We start from the raw sequence: 18,123 nt of genomic DNA, 5'->3' as shown, positions 1-18,123 counted from the left end.
AACGGCTCGATTTCTGGCGCCTTTTTTCTTTCAGATGTAATTCATGCAGTTGATGGGCTCCCGGGCGACGTGCAGTTGATGGTGGTTCGGCTGGTGCGCGGGCGGGCATGGTGTATGCACGCTTTCAAGCATCAGCTGCGCATGGAGGCGTCGAAGCGACCGGCATGCAGGCGCAGCCGATGCAAGGAGGAAGTGAATCATGAACGCCCAATCCACACGCCCGCATTACCAGGTGAACATTTGCCGCGGCGATTTTCGTCACGTCTGCGAATGCTTTGCCACCTGGAAAAGCGAACCGCTTGTTTATCGCCTGAATCAGAAAATGTTCGAAGGGCGCAGCGAGGTTCGTCCCTTGTCCGGCCAGTGCTACGACGACACGGAAAAAGCCCGCAAGGCGCTCCAGCGCGCGTGCCGCCCAGAAGACGCCTATGCGCTGGCCGCCGAAGTCTGTAATGACGACCGCGCCATGTGGATCGTGATGGCCGCATACGGCGAATGACGGCGAAGGACGCGTGATTTAACACGCGCTTACCTGACGATTAGCGCTTCGCCTGATATCGCCAGCGTGCATTCTTGTTCATAGTATGCTTGCGCGAAACGGTGCCGCATCGCCCCTGCGTGCGTCGACGTAATCGCGTGGCCGTTGTGAATCATTGCGCCGTGCGTTTTTCAATTAGCGAATCATCCGCTCTGGAGGAGACGTCGAATGAATCTTGCGAAGCTGCTGTTCACTGGGGTGCTTGCCGCCTCGGCATGGGGTGCAATTCCGTTTGCCGCGCATGCGGAAGATCTGCTCGACAGCGTGAAGCAGTCTGGCGTGCTCAAGGTCGGTCTGGAGGGCACATATCCCCCGTTCGATTCGCGCAACAGCGCGGGGCAGCTCGAAGGTTTCGACGTTGACGTGGCGAAAGCCGTGGCGGCGAAGCTCGGCGTCAAACCCGAGTTCGTTCCCACGGAATGGAGCGGCATTATCGCCGCGCTGCAGGCAGGTAAATTCGACGTGATCGTCAATCAGGTGACCATCACGCCGCAACGTCAGCAGGCCGTGGATTTTAGTCAGCCTTATACGTATTCGGCGGCGCAATTGATTCAGCGCGCCGACGATAAACGCGAATTCAAAGCGCTCGACGAATTCAAGGGCGACAAGAAACTCGGCGTGACGCTCGGCACGAATTACGATCAGATGGCGCGTGCGGTGCCCGGTATCAACGTGCAGACTTATCCGGGCGCGCCGGAGAAATTGCGCGATCTTGCGGCTAAACGAATCGATGCCACCATCGACGACCGGCTTATGCTGCCCTACATGATCAAGACTTCGCATTTGCCGCTGCGCCCCGGTGCGGTCCTCCAGGGCGCAAACCAGGAAATGGGCATTCCGTTCCGCAAGAACAATCCCAAGTTCGAGAAGGCGATCAATGACGCGCTGACGCAATTGAAGCAGGACGGCACGCTCAAGAAAATCTCGATGCACTGGTTCGGCAGCGACGTGACCGTGCCGATCGCGCAGTCGCAGTAAAAGCCCAAGCGCGCGCCGCCCTGACCGTGGACTAACCGCCCGTATAGAGATTGCAGAAACTCACCGGCCCGACGCAGACGGTCTGCGGCGAGCCGGTTTCGCTCGTGCCTTGCATCGGCGCGCCCATGCCGCTGGCGTGCGCGGGCTGGCTGTGCTCGACCTGTTGAGCGAAGACGGGGCTGACGTCGGGATACGATGCATCGGTGACGAAGCGTGAGCCGTTGGCCTGCGCTTCAATCAGTTGTTCGCGAACCTGTTCGCGCGTGAGACCTTGGGCTGATGCGGCGATCGATGCGCCCATAGAGGCGCATACGGACAGCGAAAGGACGAGTGTGCGGGGGAATTTCATTTCGAACTCCTCAGGACGGGGAAGAATTCGGCGGGAAGAGAATGTCCGGCCGGTGCGAAAGAGACTGCACCGGTTATACCGTCATGGGACGCACGCTATTCCCGTGCATTTGTAACGATGCGCAGGATGGCGACGCAAGCGGGTGCGCCGCCATTCGCAACGTTTATTTTCGTTCAGGCAGGAACCAGTTCATCACGAGCGCGCAAATACCACCCGTCGCGACGCCCGATTCCAGCACGTTCTTGAGCGCATGCGGCAGGCTAGTGAGAATCTCCGGCACCTGCGAAACGCCAAGGCCCAGCGCCAGCGAAACGGCGATGATCAGCAGCGCGCGGCGATCGAGCGTAATGCCCGAGAGAATGTTGATACCGGACGCGGCCACCGCGCCGAACATCACCATCGCCGCGCCGCCAAGCACCGGCTCCGGCACGGCTTGCAGCACGCCCGCGACCGGCGGGAACAAACCGAGCAGCACGAGCATGCCTGCGATCCAGAGGCCGACGTGGCGGCTCGCAATGCCCGTGAGTTGAATCACGCCGTTGTTCTGCGCGAACACCGAACTCGGGAACGTATTGAACACGCCGGCCAGCAGCGAATTGAAACCATTGACGAGCACGCCGCCTTTAATGCGCTGCATCCACAGCGGACCTTCGACAGGCTGCTTCGAAATCTTGCTGGTCGCCGTGACGTCGCCGATCGCTTCGAGCGAAGTAACGAGGTAAATGATCAGCATCGGCACAAATAGCGACCACGAGAAACCGATGCCGAAATGCAGCGGGGTCGGAAGCTGAAACACGGCGGCTTCCCGCGCGCCGGTAAAGTCGAGGCGACCGAGCGCGCCTGCCACGAGATAGCCAATGGCGAGTGCGATCACAAGCGCCGTGCTGCGAACCCACACCACGGGCACGCGATTGAGCAGAATGATCGTGCCCAGCACGGTGCATGAAAGCGCGAGATTCTGCGGACTTGCGAAATTGCCCTTTGCAATGGCGCTATAGCCGCCGCCCATGCTGATGAGACCGACCTTGATCAGCGTGAGACCGATGAGCAGCACCACGATGCCCGTAACGAGCGGCGTGATCAGGCGCTTGACGAAGGGCAGGATGCGCGAGACGCCCATTTCCACGAACGAGCCTGCAATGACGACGCCGAAAATAGCCGACATCACCGCTTCGACCGGCGTGCCTTGCTTGACCATCAGACTGCCGCCCGCGATCAGCGGACCGACGAAATTGAAGCTGGTGCCCTGAACGATGAGCAGGCCCGCGCCCAGCGGGCCGAAACGCTTGCACTGCAGGAAGGTGGCGATGCCCGAGATTACGAGCGACATCGAAACGATCAGCGTGGTGTCTCGGCTCGAAACGTTGAGCGCCTGGCAGATCAGCAGACCGGGCGTGACGATCGGCACGAGAATGGCCAGCAGATGCTGTAGCGCGGCGACGAAAGCAATGGTCGGGGCGGGGCGGTCGTCGGGGCCGTAGACGAGGTCGTGCGTCGGGTCGGTGTCGTCGCTGCTCTGGGTGGCGCGTGGGGCGGGGGAAGCGGGTTGCATCGGCGAGGCGGTGAAGGCGGGTGGAAAGGAAAAGGCGGGATTTTACCGGGTTGGTGGGGATCATGGCCGACGTCGGCGGTTTGCCGGCTTTCGCGCACTCAGGAAGCTGGAACCACGTTGGAACTTTTCGGGCGGTTGGCCCCCTTATTTACTGGGGCCAATTCCACAGAGGCGCACAGTAAAACGATGACAATCCGCATTCAATTACGCGCGGCCACGGCATGCGGCTTCGCATTGCTGCTCGCGAGCGGCGTTGCCGATGCAGCCGATGCAGCGCAAACCGTTCAGACAACGCAGTCAACCGGCAATCGAGCCGCTGTGCTTTGCCGGGCAGATCAGCTCGCCTTGCGTCTGGACGACGGTGGCGGTGATTTCAACGGCATGTCGCACAGCGGCACGTATATCGTGCTGCGCAATCGCGGCAACGTAGCGTGCGTGTTGCCCGGACGCGTTCCGGTTTCGTTTCTCGATGCACACAGGCGCGTGCTGCGCGCATCGGTGCAACCGATGCCCGGCATGCATCCCGGGCCCGTGGTGCGCCCCGTCACGGTGGCGGCGAAGGGCGAGGCGAGAGGGAGTTTGCGCTGGGTGTCCGGCGAAGTGTTCGACAACACCCAGTGTATCGATCCCGCTTATGTGCGGCTGCGTGTGGGGCAAGGCGCATTGACGGCGCGTTTTAGAGGCCATCTGTGCGGGACGGCGGACGACGGTCCGCGTTATCAGGTCGTGCCGTTCAAGTCCTGGCCGGAATGATCGAACTCGTTGTACGCGCCTGAAATGGAGCGTTTGCGAAGCCTTCAATCGGCTCGTGAAAAATTGATGAAAAAAGACTTCGCAAATCGAAAGTTTGTCGATACAATGGCGACCCTCTTGCTCAGGTGGCGAAATTGGTAGACGCACTATCTTGAGGGGGTAGCGCCGCGAGGCATGCGGGTTCGAGTCCCGCCCTGAGCACCAGAGAGTATCCTTTTCTCGAGGATACTAATGATCGAAGAAGGTAAAAGACCCACGGGTCTTTTGCACTTCTTGTTCGATCAGCCAGCATTTACGCCGTTGTTTTCGGCGCAAACAATGCTTCGGCTTTTCCATTTCCGCTCTGTTGGTTTCAAAATCCGCACAGGCCTTATTGCGTTTTCCGCGCTTGCTGCTTTCGCGCGTGAAGGCCAGTACCAACGCGGACAACACGTCGCAGCGCCGACCATCACATTGCGCGCCGCCGTGACGCATATCAATTCTCGCAGAGCCTTCGGTTTCCTTTCGCGCGCTATGACAACAAAATGGCCGCGCCCGTCGCGCGAAACTCCGCACGCATTTCGTTGATTGATCGCGCTTAAGGCTCCGACCCGAATCCGCCCGCACCACGAAGCCTGCATTCGCCCGATGTTCCGCCGATCGAACCGCCTTACCGCCTGGCTTGGGATCCTTGCGATCCTGCTGGCCGTATTCGCGCCGCTCGTCACGCAACTGATCGAACGCGGGCAGGTGCCTGCCGATGTGCTTTGCAGCGCCGCCGCTCACGATGGCGCGAACGGCGCGAGCACGCAAACCGGAAAATCTTTAGCCGCGCATCTCGACGCGTGCGGCTATTGCAGTCTGCTCGCGCACTCGCCTGCATTAAACACCGCTTCTCACGAGATCATTCGCTTCATTCCCGGCGCGCGTTTATCCGTGTCCGCGATGGTTCATGTCGATCTCCCACGTGTGCGCTATCTGCGCCGCCCACTGCGCGCGCCGCCATTCGACGCCTGATCGCGTTTCATCGCTTTCCTGCTGCCAGTCATTGCCTCACCGTGCGATTGCTCTGCATCGCGCGGGTGGCCCTATTGGTTTGTCGAATGGGTTGGGTCGAATGTTCATTTCAAAAGCTTCTTCCGCGATTCACATCGCGGCACGTATGGCGTTTATTTTCGGATCGGTGTTGTGCCGGTCGTTTGATGCACAAGCTGCTTCTCAGGACGATGTATCGAGCGGCGGCGTCCCTGAGGCGGAATTCGTGCTTCCCCGCGTCGAAGTCGTCGCGCGTCCGCTCAAGAATTCCTTTATCTCCGAGACCGATCCAAAGACGCCGCGTCAGCCGTTGCCCGCGAGTGACGGCGCCGACTATCTGAAAACCGTGCCGGGTTTCACGGCTATTCGCAGTGGCGGTACTAACGGCGATCCCGTTTTGCGCGGCATGTTCGGCTCGCGTCTGAATCTGCTTGCGAACGGCGCGCCGACACAAGGCGCGTGCCCGGCGCGCATGGACTCGCCATCGTCGTACGTCGCGCCGGAGAGCTACGACAAGGTCACGGTCATCAAAGGGCCGCAAACGGTGTTGTACGGTCCTGGCGCATCGGCGGGCACGGTGTTGTTCGAGCGCGAAGCGCCGCGTTTCGACACAGCCGGCGCGCACGTGGATGCAAGCGTAATGGGCGGCACGAACGGCCGCAACGACGAGAATCTCGAGCTCACGGCAGGCAATCCCGATGTCTACGCACGCGTGAACGCGAACAAATCGCACGCGCAGGATTATCGTGACGGCAACGGTCAATCGGTGCCTTCCGCCTGGGATAAATGGAACACTGATATTGCGCTCGGCGTGACGCCCGATGCGGATACACGCATCGAACTCGATGCGGGGACGGGAAACGGTCACGCGCGTTACGCCGGCCGCGGCATGGATGGCGTGCGTTTCAAGCGTGACAGCGTTGCGTTGCGATTCGAGAAACAGCATCTCGGTAGCGTGATCCGGAAGATCGAAGCGCAGGTTTACTACAACGCTTTCGAACATCGTATGGATAACTATACGTTGCGCGCGACGCCGTCCGGCAGCATGGCGATGGCCTCGGATGTGCGTCGTCGAACGGCGGGCGGCCGCGTAGCGGCGACGCTCGATACTGGCGACAATCTGCAATGGATCGTGGGTTTCGACGCGCAGACGAACTGGCTGGATTCGCGTTCTGCGATGGGGCTGCAAAGTCCGTCGGCTTTGTCGTGGACGCCTTCTGCGCAAATGACGAATTACGGACTGTTTTCCGAGGTCACGTGGGACGCGAGCGAAACGCAGCGCGTAGTGGCGGGCCTTCGTCTCGATCGCGCGGCCGCCACCGACGAGCGCGCTACCGTTAGCGCTTCCATGATGTCGATGGCGCAGCCCAATCCCACCGCGAATGCCACCCGCACGCGCACGTTGCCCGGCGGATTTATTCGCTACGAACAAACCGCACGCACGATGCCGCTGACGTGGTACGCCGGCATCGGTCATACCGAACGCTTTCCGGATTACTGGGAATTGTTTTCGCCCACACGCGGCCCCGCGAATTCCGCCAACGCATTCGCGGGTATCGAGCCGGAAAAAACGACGCAATTCGATGTCGGCGCGCATTATCGTAACGACGCGATCGATGCATGGATTTCGGCTTATGCGGGCTATGTCGAAGATTTCATTCTGTTCACTTACGGCACAGGGACGCAATCGAATATCTCGAAGGTCAGCAACGTGAATGCGCAAATCATGGGCGGCGAATTGGGCGGGACATGGCGCGCGGGCGCGGGATGGAAACTGGGCATGTCGGCGGCCTATGCGTGGGGACGCAACGCCAACAGCGGCGAACCGCTGCCGCAAATTCCGCCGCTCGACGTGCGTCTGAATGCCGACTATACGTGGCGCGCGTGGTCGGTCGGCGCGCTCTGGCGTATCGTCGCGCCGCAACGGCGTTATACGCTGCACGAAGGCAATGTAGTCGGGCAGGACTTCGGGCCGAGCGCGGGTTTCGGCGTGGTGTCGCTGCATGCGCAATACGATCTGGATAAGCGCACGCAATTCTCGATCGGTGTCGACAACCTGTTTAACAAGGCCTATAGCGAGCATCTGAATCTCGCGGGCAACGCGGGATTCGGCTATCCCGGCGGCGTCGCCATCATGGAGCCGGGACGCACGATCTGGGGCCGATTGCGCTTCAGAATGTGAAGCGCAGAGGGCGCGAATGATGTCGTGTGCGCATGCGCGCTAAAACGTGAAACCCACAACGTCGAGACTTTTTTTGCGGGCGTGGGCGACCGTTGGTAAAATACGCACACGCCGCATCCGGCTGAAGCATCCCTTCTGATCCGCTACGCCCGCGTCACTATTTTTTCGCCGTTTCTTTTTTACCGATGACTGCGATTCGCGCCTGATGTTTGCGTCCATTTGACGCAGATTTCGGGCGCTGCATGCGTTTGGAATTCGTTTCAAGACCCTACTGACGTATTCGGTTTTTTAAAACACTCAAACAATTTTCTTTCTGCGATGTTAAGTTAGAAAGAACCCCGCAGCGAATGCGGTTATCCGTATTTTCTCCGCTATTTAGCGCGGATTGACCGAACAATCGCTTTTATTATTCGCCTCTCTAAAACAGTTCCATGCACATCAACGAACAACCCGTCGATGCGGCGTCGCTACGCCCCGGCGCCGAAACGACATTGCGTCAATGGCTCGCGGTTTTTGCCGTCGCCATTAGCGCATTCGCTTTCGTCACGTCCGAATTTCTTCCGGTTGGGCTCCTGCCCCAGATTGCGCGCGATCTCGGCGTGACGCCGGGCACGGCGGGTCTGATGGTGACGACGCCCGGCGTACTGGCCGCGATTTTCGCGCCCGGCATGCTGATTCTCGCGGGCCGTATGGATCGTCGACGCGTGTTTCTGCTGCTCACCGCCATGCTGCTCGCGTCCAATATCGTATCGGCCATGTCGACGAATTTCGCCGTCATGCTGATCGGCCGCGCGATGCTCGGCGCAGCGCTCGGCGGTTTCTGGACGCTCGCGACGGCCGCGGCCGGGCGTCTCGTGCAAGTCAGCGACGCCGCGCGCGCCACCGCCATCATTCTCACGGGTGTGACCTGTGCCACGGTGATCGGTGTGCCGCTTGGCACCTTTATCGCAGGTCTGGCGTCGTGGCGCGCGTCGTTCCTCACGACGGGCGGGCTCGTCGCGGTCGCATTGATTGCGCAGGCGCTGCTTGTGCCGTCACTGCCGTCCGCAACCGCGCTGCGTATCGCGAATTTCGTCGAATTGATGCGCCGTCCGCACACGCGTCTGAGCATGCTGATGGTCGCACTGGTTTTCGGCGCGCATTTTTCGACGTATACGTTTATTGCGCCGTTGCTGCAGCAGGATTTTTCGCTGGGCGCGATTACGCTGCTGTTGCTCGCATTCGGCGTGATTGGCTTTTTTTCGAATGCGCTACTGTCGATGGTAGTGGCGAATCGTTTGAAAACATCGGTTGTGGCCATGACGGCGCTGCTGCTGTGCGCGCTTTCGTCGATGCTCTTGCTCGATCACGTGCGCATCGGCGAAATCGCGGCGATGCTGATGTGGGGCGTCGCGTTCGGCGCGCTGCCGCTGTGCTTCAGCGTGTGGATTCAGCGCGGCACGGCCGATCGGCCCGAAGCCGGTTCGGCGATGTTCGTCAGCGTGATTCAGGTCGCGATCGCGCTCGGCTCGTCGGTGGGCGGCACGATCGTCGATCATGCGGGCGTGCGCGCCGACTTCGTGCTCGGCTGCGGGCTGGCCGTGCTGGGGCTCATCACGTTGCAGCGCCTCGCGGCGATGGAGCGTCCGCGTCCGGCGGCGGCCTCGTCGCTCGACTGTAATTGCGGCGCGTCGCTCGACTGATTTTCCTGTGTGCTGGCGGGGCGGGCCGGGTTCTTGCCCGAACGTCAGCGCCAGCCAACTACAAAAGATAAAAAGACTCGACCGCGCGCTCCTCGCCGCGCTCGTGTCCTGGCTGCGCTCTCCGTCGCTTCTCAGCCGTCGCGCGCGCTTGCCATGCGCGCGCGTCTGGCGCATCGTGCATCCTTCGTTCAACGCATTGTGATTGTGTCATTGCGCGGTTTGCTTCGAACCGGGAGGTCTCACGATGTCGCTCGCGCTTTATGGTCATCCATTTTCTTCCTATACGCAGAAGGTGCTCGTTGCGCTCTACGAGAACGACACGCCGTTCGCGTTTCGCACGATCGGGCCCGAAACGCCGCAGCACACACAGGCGTGGCTGACGCTCTGGCCGCTGCGCAAGTTTCCCGTGCTGGTGGACGGCGAGCGCAGCGTGGCGGAGACCAGCATCATCATCGAATATCTGCAGCTCGCGCATGGCGGGGCGCAGCGGTTCTTGCCGTCCGAGCCGATGGCCGCGCTGGACGTGCGCTTTCTCGACCGCTTCTTCGACCTGCACGTGATGACGCCGGTGCAGTGCGCGGTGGAAGGCGCGTTGACGGGCGACGCGGCGCGGCGCGAAGCGGCGCACGCGTACGCGGCGGGCAAGCTCGATCTGGCCTACGCGTGGCTCGACGATCGGCTCGCGGACCGAACCTGGGCAGCGGGCGAGGACTTCACGCTCGCGGACTGCGCGGCCGCGCCTTCGCTCTTTTACGCCGACTGGACGCATCGTATTCCGGAGCGCTTCGGCGCGCTGCGGGCGTATCGCGCGCGGTTGCTCGCACGCCCTTCGTTTGCGCGCGCGGTGGAGGAAGCGCGACCGTATCGGCACCTGCTTCCGCTGGGCGCGCCTGATCGCGATTGAGCATTTCGCCGCTTTGATTTAATCGGCGTAAATGTACCTTTTAACGGCAGAAATTTCTTATAAAAGGCATATTTATGCCGGTTAACGAAGATGCGGCGCGTATTTCCATATAACCGGTAATTTTCCGCCGTTTATAGATCTATTTGCGTAATAAGCGGTATAATTATGCCTGTTACAGACCGTGGAGCAGGCGATGCTGTTCGATCTCGCGACAGTCGAGGAAATCGCGGGCGCACTGGCTCAGAAGCTGCGCGCCCTGAGGCTTCAGCAGTCCCTCACGCAAGCCGAGCTGGCGGCGCGTGCGGGCGTGTCCGAGCGCGCGCTGCGTAATTTCGAGCGTAGCGGGCAGGCGACGCTGGAGACCTTCCTGCGCGTGACGCAGGCGCTCGGGCGGGCATCCGATCTGGAGGCGCTGTTCGAGCTCAAGCTGCGCTCGATTCGCGCGATGGAGCAGGCGAGCGCGAACCGGCAGCGTGCACCGCGCCGCGCGTCCGCCAAAACGTCCTCCGGGAGAACCGGCCAATGAAACGCCTGCGCGTGATCTACGAAGGCTGGGGCGAGCGGTTCGACCTGGGCGTGCTCGCGGACGACGGCCAGCACCTCCTCTTCGAATACACGCAGGCGGCGCGCGAGCGCGGCCTCGAACTCTCGCGCTTCAAACTCCCGCTGCAAACCGCGGCGTTTGGCGACTTCCCGCAGCATCAGCAACGCTTGCCCGGCCTTGTCGCCGACAGCCTGCCCGACGGCTGGGGCATGCTGCTGATGGACCGTCTGTTTCGCGTGCGCGGCATCGACCCGTATTCGGTTTCGCCACTCGATCGCCTCGCCGTGGTGGGGCATCGCGGCATGGGCGCGCTGAGCTACGCGCCCGAGAGCGAAGCGCCGATTGTGGTCGCCGACGTGAATCTCCACACCATCGCCGACGAAGTGCAGCAGGCGATGGCCGGCGCGAGCGAATCCGTGCTGCGCGAACTGGTGTTGATGGGCGGCTCGCCGCATGGCGCGCGTCCGAAAGTGCTGGTCAACGTGGACCACGCGGCCAATCGCATGTGGAATTCGGAGGACGCGCCCGGCACGCCGTGGCTCGTGAAGTTTCCCGCGCAAAACGAAGCGCCCGAAGTGTGCGCGATCGAAATGCTTTATTCGGATCTCGTGCGCGCGTGCGGAATCGAGATGCCGCCCACTGCGTATTTCGATCTCGGCGCACAGGGCGCTGCGTTCGGCATCGCGCGCTTCGATCGCGAGGAGGGGCAGCGCGTGCCCGTGCATACGGCGGCGGGCGTGGCGCATGTGGACTTTCGGCTGCCGTCGCTCGACTATACGAATCTGCTGCGCCTCGCGGGCTTCGTGACGCGCGATGTGCGCGAAGTCGAGGCGTTGTACGCGCGCTGCGTATTCAACGTGCTCTTTAATAATCGCGACGATCACGCGAAGAACTTCTCGTTCCGGCTCGATCGCAACGATCACTGGCGCATCGCGCCCGCGTACGACATCACGTTCAATCGCGGCCCGGCGGGGCAGCATCAGATGGATATCGGCGGCGAGGCGAGAGCGCCCGCGCGCGCCCATTTGCTGAAACTCGCGAAAGAGAGCGGCGTGAAGGAGGCGAGCGCCGCGCGCATCATCGATCGCACGGCGCATGCGGCGGGCGAACTGGCGGCGCGGGCTGCCGATTATCCGATTTCGGCGGCCACGACTGCGGAAATCGTCGATGCCGTGGAGGCGAACCGCTCGCGCCTGCTCGCCGCGAACTAGACGCGCACACAGCGCGGCCGGGTACGCAACCTGCTGCCGATGTCACGATTGCGCACGCTTTCGTGCGATGCGAGCCGCGGCCATGCCCAGCGAGACAGAAACCCGCCAATCCACTCAGTCTTCCGAATCCACGATCGGCGCCGACATAAACGAGCGAGCCGCGATCGTGGAAACCGATCTTCCGGCGCGTCTCGACCGCCTGCCGTGGGGCCGTTTTCACGTGCTGATCGTGGTCGCGCTCGGCGTGACGTGGTTGCTCGACGGACTCGAAGTGACGCTCGCGGGCGCGGTAGCGAGCGCGCTGAAGACGAGTCCGGTGCTGCACGTCGACAACGCGCAAGTCGGGCTTGCGGGCAGTGCGTATATCGCGGGCGCAGTGCTGGGCGCGCTCGGCTTCGGCTGGCTCACCGACCGGCTCGGACGACGCAAGCTGTTCTTCATCACGCTCGCGGTCTATCTGCTCGCGACGGCCGCCACGGCGTGCTCGTGGAGCTTCGCGAGCTTCATGGTGTTTCGCGCGCTGACCGGCGCGGGCATCGGCGGCGAATATGCGGCCATCAATTCGACGATTCAGGAATTCACGCCCGCACGCGTGCGCGGCTGGACCGATCTGAGCATCAACGGCACCTTCTGGGTGGGCGCGGGCATCGGCGCGCTGGGCTCTTACGCGCTGCTCGATCCGCGTTGGCTACCGCCGGATTGGGGCTGGCGCGCGTGCTTCCTCATCGGCGCGGTACTTGCGCTGATCATTTTGCCGATGCGCCGCTGGATTCCCGAAAGCCCGCGCTGGCTGCTTACGCATGGCGAGCACGACGAAGCACGCTCGATCGTCGAACGCATCGAAACGCGCTTTCGCGAAGCCGGTCACACGCTCAATGACAATGCGACGTCGTCACTGCGTCTGCGCGCGCGCCGTCACACGCCGTTGAGCGAAGTGATGCACGCGATCTTCGTGCGTCATCGCCGTCGCGCCTTCGTGGGTTTATCGTTGATGACGGCGCAGGCCTTCTTCTACAACGCGATCTTCTTCACCTACGCGCTCGTGCTCACCGAGTTCTATCGCGTGCCTGGCGGCGACGTGGGCCTGTATCTGCTGCCGTTCGCGCTCGGCAATTTTCTCGGGCCGCTCGTGCTCGGCAGACTGTTCGACGTGCTGGGCCGCCGCAAGATGATCGCGGCTACTTACGCGCTGTCGGGTGTGCTGTTGAGCGCGAGCGGCTATCTGTTCGCGCACGGTTGGCTCACCGTCGTGCAGCAAACGGTGGCGTGGATGGTGATTTTCTTCTTCGCTTCGGCGGCGGCGAGTTCGGCGTATCTGACCGTGAGCGAATCGTTTCCGCTCGAAATCCGCGCGCTGGCGATCGCCGTTTTCTATGCCTTCGGCACGGGACTCGGCGGGATGATCGGACCAGCATTCTTCGGACGACTGATCGATACGCATCAGCGTAGCGAAGTGTTCACGGGTTATCTCGTCGGCTCCGCGCTGATGTTGGGCGCGGCGCTGATCGCCGCGATCTGGGGCGTGGACGCCGAACGAAAATCGCTCGAACATGTGGCCACGCCGCTTTCCGCTATCGACGACGCGTGACGTTGCGTTTAAAGCGGCACCTGAAACTAAAACGCACTGCGATACGCATACAAACCGGGCAGGCCGCCCGTCATCACGAACAGTACGTTCTCGTGCGCACCATAGCGGCCGCTCCGCACGTTCTCCAGCAGACCCGCAAACGCCTTGCCGCCATACACGGGATCGATCAGCAGACCTTCCGTCGAAGCGAGCAGGCGCACGGCGGCGCGCATGGCATCGGTGGGGAGGCCGTAGCCGTCACCGAGCTGTGATTCGTCGATCACGATATCACCGGCTTCGACACGCAAACTGGCGTCGATGAGGCACGCGGTGTGATTCGCCTTGTCGAGCGTCGCGGCGTGCGCTTTCTCCGCGCCGGCGTAAACCGCGAACGCCGTCACGCTGGGCGGATTCAGTCCGAGTGCCTTCATGCCCGCCACGAAGCCCGCGTGCATGCCGCCGCTGCCGTTGGGCATGACGATGTGATCGAACGCGATCCCGCTCGCGCGCGATTGCGCGGCGATTTCCGCTGCACCCTCCGCATAGCCGAGGCAACCGACCGGGCTCGATCCTCCGAGCGGACACACATAGACGTTGCGGCCCTGCGAGCGCAGCGTATCGGCGCGCGCCTCGGCGAATGGCAGCGCGTCGGTGCCCGCAGGCAGATCGTGCACGTGCGCCGCGAGCAGATCGTCGAGCAGAATATTGCCGTTTTCAAGGTACTCCGCGTCGAATCGTGGCACCGCGCGCGTGAGCACCAGTTCGCATTGCAGTCCCGCACGCGCGGCGGCGGCCGCCGTCAAGCGCGCATGATTCGACTGCCGCGCGCCGACGGTGATGATCGTATCCGCGCCACGCGCGAGCGCTTCGCCCATCAGGAATTCGAGTTTGCGCAGCTTGTTTCCGCCGCCGCCGAGCCCGTTCAGATCGTCGCGCTTCACATAGATAGTCGCGCCGTCAAGCTGCGTGCTGAGCCGCGATAAATGTTGAATGGGCGTCGGGCCTTCGAGCAGCGCGTAACGGGGGAACATCGAAAGATCGAGTGAGGTCGGATTCATGGAAGGGCGAGGGACGTTGCGTGTCGATGAGCCGACGTTAATGGCCGTTGCGCGCGCGGGCCTGTTCGGCGAGCGCCTTGTAATCGTAGGTCGGATAGAACTCGGTGCGATAGCCGCCCCAGGCGGTTTCTTCGATGGCGCGATTCACTTCGCGCAGCCGCGCGGCAGGCACGCGCAACGTGACGACCTGGCCCAGCCCCATCATCACGTACCACGACACCACTTCGATGCCCGGCGGCGGAAAGGCCTTGTAAAAGCCTTGTTCGGCGAGTTGCTGATTGATCTTCGGCAGCGGTTTGGATTCGTCGTGTTTGAGGACGACGGTCAGCAGGAACGTGCCGTCGCCGGCGGGCGTGACGGGCATGCCCGGCGGTACGGCGTTGGTGTTTTCCGCCGTGTTCGTGGATTGAGCGGCGGTGAAGGGCGCGAAAGCGCTCAGCGCGGCGGCGAGCGCAACGGCCGCCGTCCAGTTGTATACGCGATGCATCGGCATGCTCCAGATCGAGGTTGGAGTACGGACACGCATGACTTGCGCCGTGGCCTTGCAGCGGCGCAGCGTGCAGGATACACGCTTCGTGCCGATCTCGCGTGACCCGCCGAAGACGCCGCGTTCAGCCGTTTTGCGGCGTGCGCAACGCGCGCGTATTGCGCTCGATGGCGAGCAGCAGCAGGAGCACGGTGAGGAAGCCCGCCAACGCGAGCAGCGTGCCCAGCGACGAGCGGAATTGCGCGCTGCGTGCCTGGGCCGCCTCGATCAGCGATTGCGCCGAGGCGATGCGCTCGATCTTGAAGCGCGCGTATTGATTCATCGCCGTCGCCACGTAGCGGTCGCGATCGTCCCATTCCCAGGCCGACGCATGGTGTGTCGCGTGCGCGATGACCTGGCCGAGTTCATCGACGAATTGCTGGCGGTCGGCGAGCGGCACGTTGTCGAGCCACGCGTCGAGCATCGGCTGACTTGCATTGTGCTGATCGAGCACGGCGCGCAACGGCGCGGGCAACGCCAGCCCGGCGGCGGCGGGAAGCTCGAGCATGGCCTCGTCGTCGTTCGCGCTGTTGACGTTGTTGTTCGAAATGGCGTCGTTGGCCGCCTCCGTGCCCGGAATCGAGGCGAGCACCGCGCTCGCGCTCACGGGCGGATCGGCGCTCACGTTCGCGTTGCCGGAGGCGGATAGGGCGGCGATCACCGCCATCATCGCCAGCACCGCGCCGACGAGCGCCACGATGCACAACACGCGCGCCGTACCCAGCAGGCGCCGTTCCAGATTGTCCGCGAGCCTCATTTCAACCCCGTAAATAGCGTGCGATTGTGCGCGAGCGCCTGTGTCAGGGCTCGCGCAAATAACGTTCCGAAAGCGCTTCGTAAAGCGGCGGCGCGAAAAAACGCGAGACGCGGCTCGCGATCAGTGCTGTCGCCATGAGCGACAGCACGAGCGCATGCCCGTTAATCATTTCGATGACGATCACGAACGCCGTGATCGGACTTTGCGTGACCGCCGCGAGATAACCGACCATGCCGAGCGCAATCAGCATCGACAGTTGCATCTGCGAAAACACCATATGCAGCGTATTGCCGATGCCCGCGCCAATCGCGAGCGACGGCGCGAACAGGCCGCCCGGCGCGCCCGGCAGATACGATCCCACCATCGATACGATCTTGAACAGCGGATACGCCGCGCTTACGTGCGCGTTGCCTTCCAGCATGCTGCGCGCTTCGGCATAGCCGCTGCCGAACGCGTGACCGTGCGAGATCACGCCGACAATCGCGATGATCAGCCCGCACAGCGCGCCGAAGCGCACCGGCTGTTTCGCGCGCATGTCGAGCAGTCGGGCGGGCATCCAGCGCCGCGTGTTGAGCAGCAGCCAGCAGAAGCAGCCGCCGAGAACGCCCGCGATTATGCCGATCAGCATGACGGCCAGCGTGAGCCACTTCGGCAAACCCGAACCGATGTCGATGGTGCCGAAATACACGTAATTGCCTTGAAGGCCGAGCGAAACGATACCCGCGAAGATAATCGCCGTGATCAGCACGCCGCTGGTGCGTTCCGAGAAACTGCGCATCAGTTCCTCGATGGCGAACACCACGCCCGCGAGCGGCGCATTGAACGCCGCCGACAAGCCCGCCGCGGCGCCCGCGAGTGCGAGCCGGCGTTCGAGCGCGCCGTGGCTGATCGCGCGAAAACGCTGCGGATAGAAACGCCGCAGACTGAACATGAGCGCCGCGCCCACGTGAATGGTCGGGCCTTCGCGGCCAATGGTGAAGCCGCCGAGAATGGCGAGAAACGACACGAAAATTTTGCCGACGAGAATGCGCAACGTGAGCAGCCGGGGCCCGAGCGCGTCGGGGCCATGCAGCATGGCGATCACCTGCGGGATGCCGCTGCCTTCCGCGCCGTCGAAAAAGCGCCGCGTGATCCAGACCGTCAACGCGCCCATCGCGGGCGCAATCAGCAGCGGCAACCAGAAGTGCTCGGCGGCGTAGCGCAGAAAGAGCGCGTAGCCGAAGTCGATGAGCTTGGCGTAAAGCACGGCGACGAGGCCCACGGCCACCGCGCCCAGCCAGAACACGCCGTAGTGCAGCCACAGCCGGTTGGCGCGCTGCATCGCGCGCCGGTCGATCAGCCCGAAAATGCGCACGGTGCCGTCTCTCCTGTTGTTGATTGCTGTTGTGTGGATAGCGCCGTCGCGCGCGTCGTTTCCGATGATCGAAAAAAAACCCAGCGATCACGCTGGGTCAGGGGAAGCCACCACCAGTTGGCGCCGGTGGCAACTGGACGTACAGTCCGGCAAGCTGAGGACACCACCATGTCACGCGACCCGGCGGCGCACCCATTACCGGTGCGCTGCGATGAACGATCACGATGTGACATATCGATCAATTTAAGCCGGGATACTTAAAGGAAACTTAAAAGAACGCTTAAACGGCGCGGCGGACATCAGGCCTGCTCGTCGCGGAACGCCCAGCCGAATGCCTGGACTTCCGACTTGTGCAGGGCGGCCAGCTTCATCAGACAGCGCTCGCCTTCCGCCGTGAGATGCACCTGAACCTGCCGCCGGTCGTGCGCGCTCGGCACGCGTTCGACCAGACCGGCCGCCTCGCAACGCGTGACCAGCGCCACGGTGCCATGCGAGGACGCCTGCAGCCGTTCGGCGAGTTCGCCCACGGTGGCCCAGTCGCGGTCTGGAAAGGCGCGGGTGTGCAGCATCAGCATGTATTGCAGCGGCGTCACGCCTTCGGCGTGCACGATCTCTTCGGAATAGCGCAGAAAGCGGCGCAGACGATAGCGGAACTCGGAAAGCTCCTCCAGATCGGCGCGCGATATCGGCGCCGTGGCCTTGCGGCGTGGCGATGTCATGAAGCGTTGCCGTACCGGTCAGCTCAGCGGCTTGACGTAATCTTCCGAAAGCCAGTAGCTCATCTGACCGTGCGGGCCGTTGATGAGCACCGCGCGCGGATCGTCGACGCCGTCGTCCGCGATGGTGCACGCAATGGTGCCGTCCGGAATCATCGTGACCTGCTGCGCGTTCGCGAGCCGCGCGAGCTTCTGCGCGCTGAGCGGGTAGAGATGGCTATAGATGTCGTAACTGATCGCGCCCGGCGCGTCGCCCTCGATCCGCACTTGCGGACCCTCGGTGCAGGTATGCGCGAACGCGCTCGCCGTCCAGACGCCGGCCAACGCGGCAAGGAAAAGTCGCTTCATGGGTTTCCTCTGCTGAATCAAGACTGCGTTCGACACGGCGCGCGCAAGCTCGTGCATGCCACGCCGAACGCCCGCATCGGCGGGCTCTCA

At 62.7% G+C, this 18,123-nt stretch carries 19 protein-coding genes and 1 tRNA gene; 12 read left to right on the top strand and 8 right to left on the bottom strand.

All coding sequences use genetic code 11. The features are described from left to right. Positions 1 to 199: 199 nt before the first annotated feature. The gene (locus SB764_RS26175; protein ID WP_183039841.1) at positions 200 to 499 is read left to right on the top strand and encodes a hypothetical protein; all 300 of its coding nucleotides are present in this window, start codon (positions 200 to 202) and stop codon (positions 497 to 499) included. A gap of 207 nt (positions 500 to 706) precedes the next feature. Next, on the top strand, positions 707 to 1,516 hold the full coding sequence (locus SB764_RS26170; protein WP_065059773.1) for a transporter substrate-binding domain-containing protein: 810 nt from the start codon (positions 707 to 709) through the stop codon (positions 1,514 to 1,516). A gap of 31 nt (positions 1,517 to 1,547) precedes the next feature. Here the strand turns inward: SB764_RS26170 and SB764_RS26165 are convergent, their stop codons facing one another. Continuing rightward, positions 1,548 to 1,865, bottom strand: coding sequence for a DUF4148 domain-containing protein (locus tag SB764_RS26165; RefSeq protein WP_065059772.1), 318 nt, complete (start codon positions 1,863 to 1,865; stop codon positions 1,548 to 1,550). Positions 1,866 to 2,028: 163 nt separating this feature from the next. Beyond that, on the bottom strand, positions 2,029 to 3,417 hold the full coding sequence (locus tag SB764_RS26160) for a uracil-xanthine permease family protein (RefSeq protein WP_410865508.1): 1,389 nt from the start codon (positions 3,415 to 3,417) through the stop codon (positions 2,029 to 2,031). A 117-nt stretch (positions 3,418 to 3,534) separates the two neighbouring features. On the opposite strand from SB764_RS26160, the gene SB764_RS26155 reads away from it, so the two are divergent. The 10 genes from SB764_RS26155 to SB764_RS26110 all read left to right on the top strand — a co-directional run bounded on the left by SB764_RS26155 (position 3,535) and on the right by SB764_RS26110 (position 13,295). Next, positions 3,535 to 4,170, top strand: coding sequence for a DUF4232 domain-containing protein (locus SB764_RS26155; RefSeq protein ID WP_146229994.1), 636 nt, complete (start codon positions 3,535 to 3,537; stop codon positions 4,168 to 4,170). A gap of 119 nt (positions 4,171 to 4,289) precedes the next feature. Beyond that, positions 4,290 to 4,374: transfer RNA gene (locus SB764_RS26150), tRNA-Leu, on the top strand. Between the two features lie 27 nt (positions 4,375 to 4,401). After that, positions 4,402 to 4,737, top strand: coding sequence for a hypothetical protein (locus SB764_RS26145; RefSeq protein ID WP_410865506.1), 336 nt, complete (start codon positions 4,402 to 4,404; stop codon positions 4,735 to 4,737). Positions 4,738 to 4,797: 60 nt separating this feature from the next. Beyond that, positions 4,798 to 5,166 carry a DUF2946 domain-containing protein gene (locus SB764_RS26140; protein WP_183039836.1) on the top strand — a complete coding sequence of 123 codons (369 nt, stop codon included), beginning with the start codon at positions 4,798 to 4,800 and terminating at the stop codon, positions 5,164 to 5,166. A 145-nt stretch (positions 5,167 to 5,311) separates the two neighbouring features. Then, positions 5,312 to 7,366, top strand: a complete 2,055-nt coding sequence (locus SB764_RS26135; RefSeq protein WP_410865504.1) for a TonB-dependent copper receptor — start codon at positions 5,312 to 5,314, stop codon at positions 7,364 to 7,366. A 431-nt stretch (positions 7,367 to 7,797) separates the two neighbouring features. After that, complete coding sequence (locus tag SB764_RS26130; RefSeq protein ID WP_410865502.1) at positions 7,798 to 9,048, top strand: MFS transporter; 1,251 nt, start codon at positions 7,798 to 7,800, stop codon at positions 9,046 to 9,048. A 244-nt stretch (positions 9,049 to 9,292) separates the two neighbouring features. Beyond that, a complete protein-coding gene (locus tag SB764_RS26125; protein ID WP_065059766.1) occupies positions 9,293 to 9,952 on the top strand; it encodes a glutathione S-transferase family protein in 660 nt (219 codons plus the stop codon). Between the two features lie 193 nt (positions 9,953 to 10,145). Further along, positions 10,146 to 10,478 (top strand): helix-turn-helix transcriptional regulator, encoded by a 333-nt coding sequence (locus SB764_RS26120; RefSeq protein ID WP_065059853.1) that lies wholly within the window; start codon positions 10,146 to 10,148, stop codon positions 10,476 to 10,478. Further along, positions 10,475 to 11,707: a type II toxin-antitoxin system HipA family toxin gene (locus SB764_RS26115; protein ID WP_176081051.1), complete on the top strand. Its 1,233-nt coding sequence runs from the start codon at positions 10,475 to 10,477 to the stop codon at positions 11,705 to 11,707. Before SB764_RS26120 ends, SB764_RS26115 begins: the two co-directional genes overlap by 4 nt. A gap of 82 nt (positions 11,708 to 11,789) precedes the next feature. Continuing rightward, positions 11,790 to 13,295: an MFS transporter gene (locus SB764_RS26110; RefSeq protein WP_065059764.1), complete on the top strand. Its 1,506-nt coding sequence runs from the start codon at positions 11,790 to 11,792 to the stop codon at positions 13,293 to 13,295. Positions 13,296 to 13,321: 26 nt separating this feature from the next. Here the strand turns inward: SB764_RS26110 and SB764_RS26105 are convergent, their stop codons facing one another. The 6 genes from SB764_RS26105 to SB764_RS26080 form a co-directional block, all read right to left on the bottom strand. Continuing rightward, complete coding sequence (locus SB764_RS26105) at positions 13,322 to 14,332, bottom strand: D-cysteine desulfhydrase family protein (protein WP_410865499.1); 1,011 nt, start codon at positions 14,330 to 14,332, stop codon at positions 13,322 to 13,324. Between the two features lie 37 nt (positions 14,333 to 14,369). Beyond that, positions 14,370 to 14,819: a hypothetical protein gene (locus SB764_RS26100; RefSeq protein ID WP_065059852.1), complete on the bottom strand. Its 450-nt coding sequence runs from the start codon at positions 14,817 to 14,819 to the stop codon at positions 14,370 to 14,372. Between the two features lie 124 nt (positions 14,820 to 14,943). Next, positions 14,944 to 15,615 carry a hypothetical protein gene (locus tag SB764_RS26095; protein ID WP_410865496.1) on the bottom strand — a complete coding sequence of 224 codons (672 nt, stop codon included), beginning with the start codon at positions 15,613 to 15,615 and terminating at the stop codon, positions 14,944 to 14,946. Between the two features lie 43 nt (positions 15,616 to 15,658). Next, a complete protein-coding gene (locus SB764_RS26090; RefSeq protein ID WP_183715953.1) occupies positions 15,659 to 16,969 on the bottom strand; it encodes a chloride channel protein in 1,311 nt (436 codons plus the stop codon). 299 nt (positions 16,970 to 17,268) lie between these two features. Next, positions 17,269 to 17,688, bottom strand: a complete 420-nt coding sequence (locus SB764_RS26085; RefSeq protein ID WP_065059760.1) for a MarR family winged helix-turn-helix transcriptional regulator — start codon at positions 17,686 to 17,688, stop codon at positions 17,269 to 17,271. Positions 17,689 to 17,706: 18 nt separating this feature from the next. Next, positions 17,707 to 18,033 (bottom strand): hypothetical protein, encoded by a 327-nt coding sequence (locus tag SB764_RS26080; protein WP_065059851.1) that lies wholly within the window; start codon positions 18,031 to 18,033, stop codon positions 17,707 to 17,709. Positions 18,034 to 18,123 lie beyond the last annotated feature (90 nt).

The sequence above is a fragment of the Paraburkholderia sp. SIMBA_027 genome (genome assembly GCF_046535315.1).
GTDB classification, from domain to species: Bacteria; Pseudomonadota; Gammaproteobacteria; order Burkholderiales; family Burkholderiaceae; genus Paraburkholderia; species Paraburkholderia tropica.
This window is presented reverse-complemented; position numbering and strand designations above follow the sequence as displayed.

What these genes read in the sequence shown, in the direction of transcription:
- SB764_RS26175 (WP_183039841.1), top strand. Translation starts at nt 200, where the DNA reads ATGAACGCCCAATCCACACGCCCGCATTACCAGGTGAACATTTGCCGC.
- SB764_RS26170 (WP_065059773.1), top strand. Translation starts at nt 707, where the DNA reads ATGAATCTTGCGAAGCTGCTGTTCACTGGGGTGCTTGCCGCCTCGGCA.
- SB764_RS26165 (WP_065059772.1), bottom strand. Translation starts at nt 1,865, where the DNA reads ATGAAATTCCCCCGCACACTCGTCCTTTCGCTGTCCGTATGCGCCTCT.
- SB764_RS26160 (WP_410865508.1), bottom strand. Translation starts at nt 3,417, where the DNA reads ATGCAACCCGCTTCCCCCGCCCCACGCGCCACCCAGAGCAGCGACGAC.
- SB764_RS26145 (WP_410865506.1), top strand. Translation starts at nt 4,402, where the DNA reads ATGATCGAAGAAGGTAAAAGACCCACGGGTCTTTTGCACTTCTTGTTC.
- SB764_RS26140 (WP_183039836.1), top strand. Translation starts at nt 4,798, where the DNA reads ATGTTCCGCCGATCGAACCGCCTTACCGCCTGGCTTGGGATCCTTGCG.
- SB764_RS26135 (WP_410865504.1), top strand. Translation starts at nt 5,312, where the DNA reads ATGGCGTTTATTTTCGGATCGGTGTTGTGCCGGTCGTTTGATGCACAA.
- SB764_RS26130 (WP_410865502.1), top strand. Translation starts at nt 7,798, where the DNA reads ATGCACATCAACGAACAACCCGTCGATGCGGCGTCGCTACGCCCCGGC.
- SB764_RS26125 (WP_065059766.1), top strand. Translation starts at nt 9,293, where the DNA reads ATGTCGCTCGCGCTTTATGGTCATCCATTTTCTTCCTATACGCAGAAG.
- SB764_RS26120 (WP_065059853.1), top strand. Translation starts at nt 10,146, where the DNA reads ATGCTGTTCGATCTCGCGACAGTCGAGGAAATCGCGGGCGCACTGGCT.
- SB764_RS26115 (WP_176081051.1), top strand. Translation starts at nt 10,475, where the DNA reads ATGAAACGCCTGCGCGTGATCTACGAAGGCTGGGGCGAGCGGTTCGAC.
- SB764_RS26110 (WP_065059764.1), top strand. Translation starts at nt 11,790, where the DNA reads ATGCCCAGCGAGACAGAAACCCGCCAATCCACTCAGTCTTCCGAATCC.
- SB764_RS26105 (WP_410865499.1), bottom strand. Translation starts at nt 14,332, where the DNA reads ATGAATCCGACCTCACTCGATCTTTCGATGTTCCCCCGTTACGCGCTG.
- SB764_RS26100 (WP_065059852.1), bottom strand. Translation starts at nt 14,819, where the DNA reads ATGCATCGCGTATACAACTGGACGGCGGCCGTTGCGCTCGCCGCCGCG.
- SB764_RS26095 (WP_410865496.1), bottom strand. Translation starts at nt 15,615, where the DNA reads ATGAGGCTCGCGGACAATCTGGAACGGCGCCTGCTGGGTACGGCGCGC.
- SB764_RS26085 (WP_065059760.1), bottom strand. Translation starts at nt 17,688, where the DNA reads ATGACATCGCCACGCCGCAAGGCCACGGCGCCGATATCGCGCGCCGAT.
- SB764_RS26080 (WP_065059851.1), bottom strand. Translation starts at nt 18,033, where the DNA reads ATGAAGCGACTTTTCCTTGCCGCGTTGGCCGGCGTCTGGACGGCGAGC.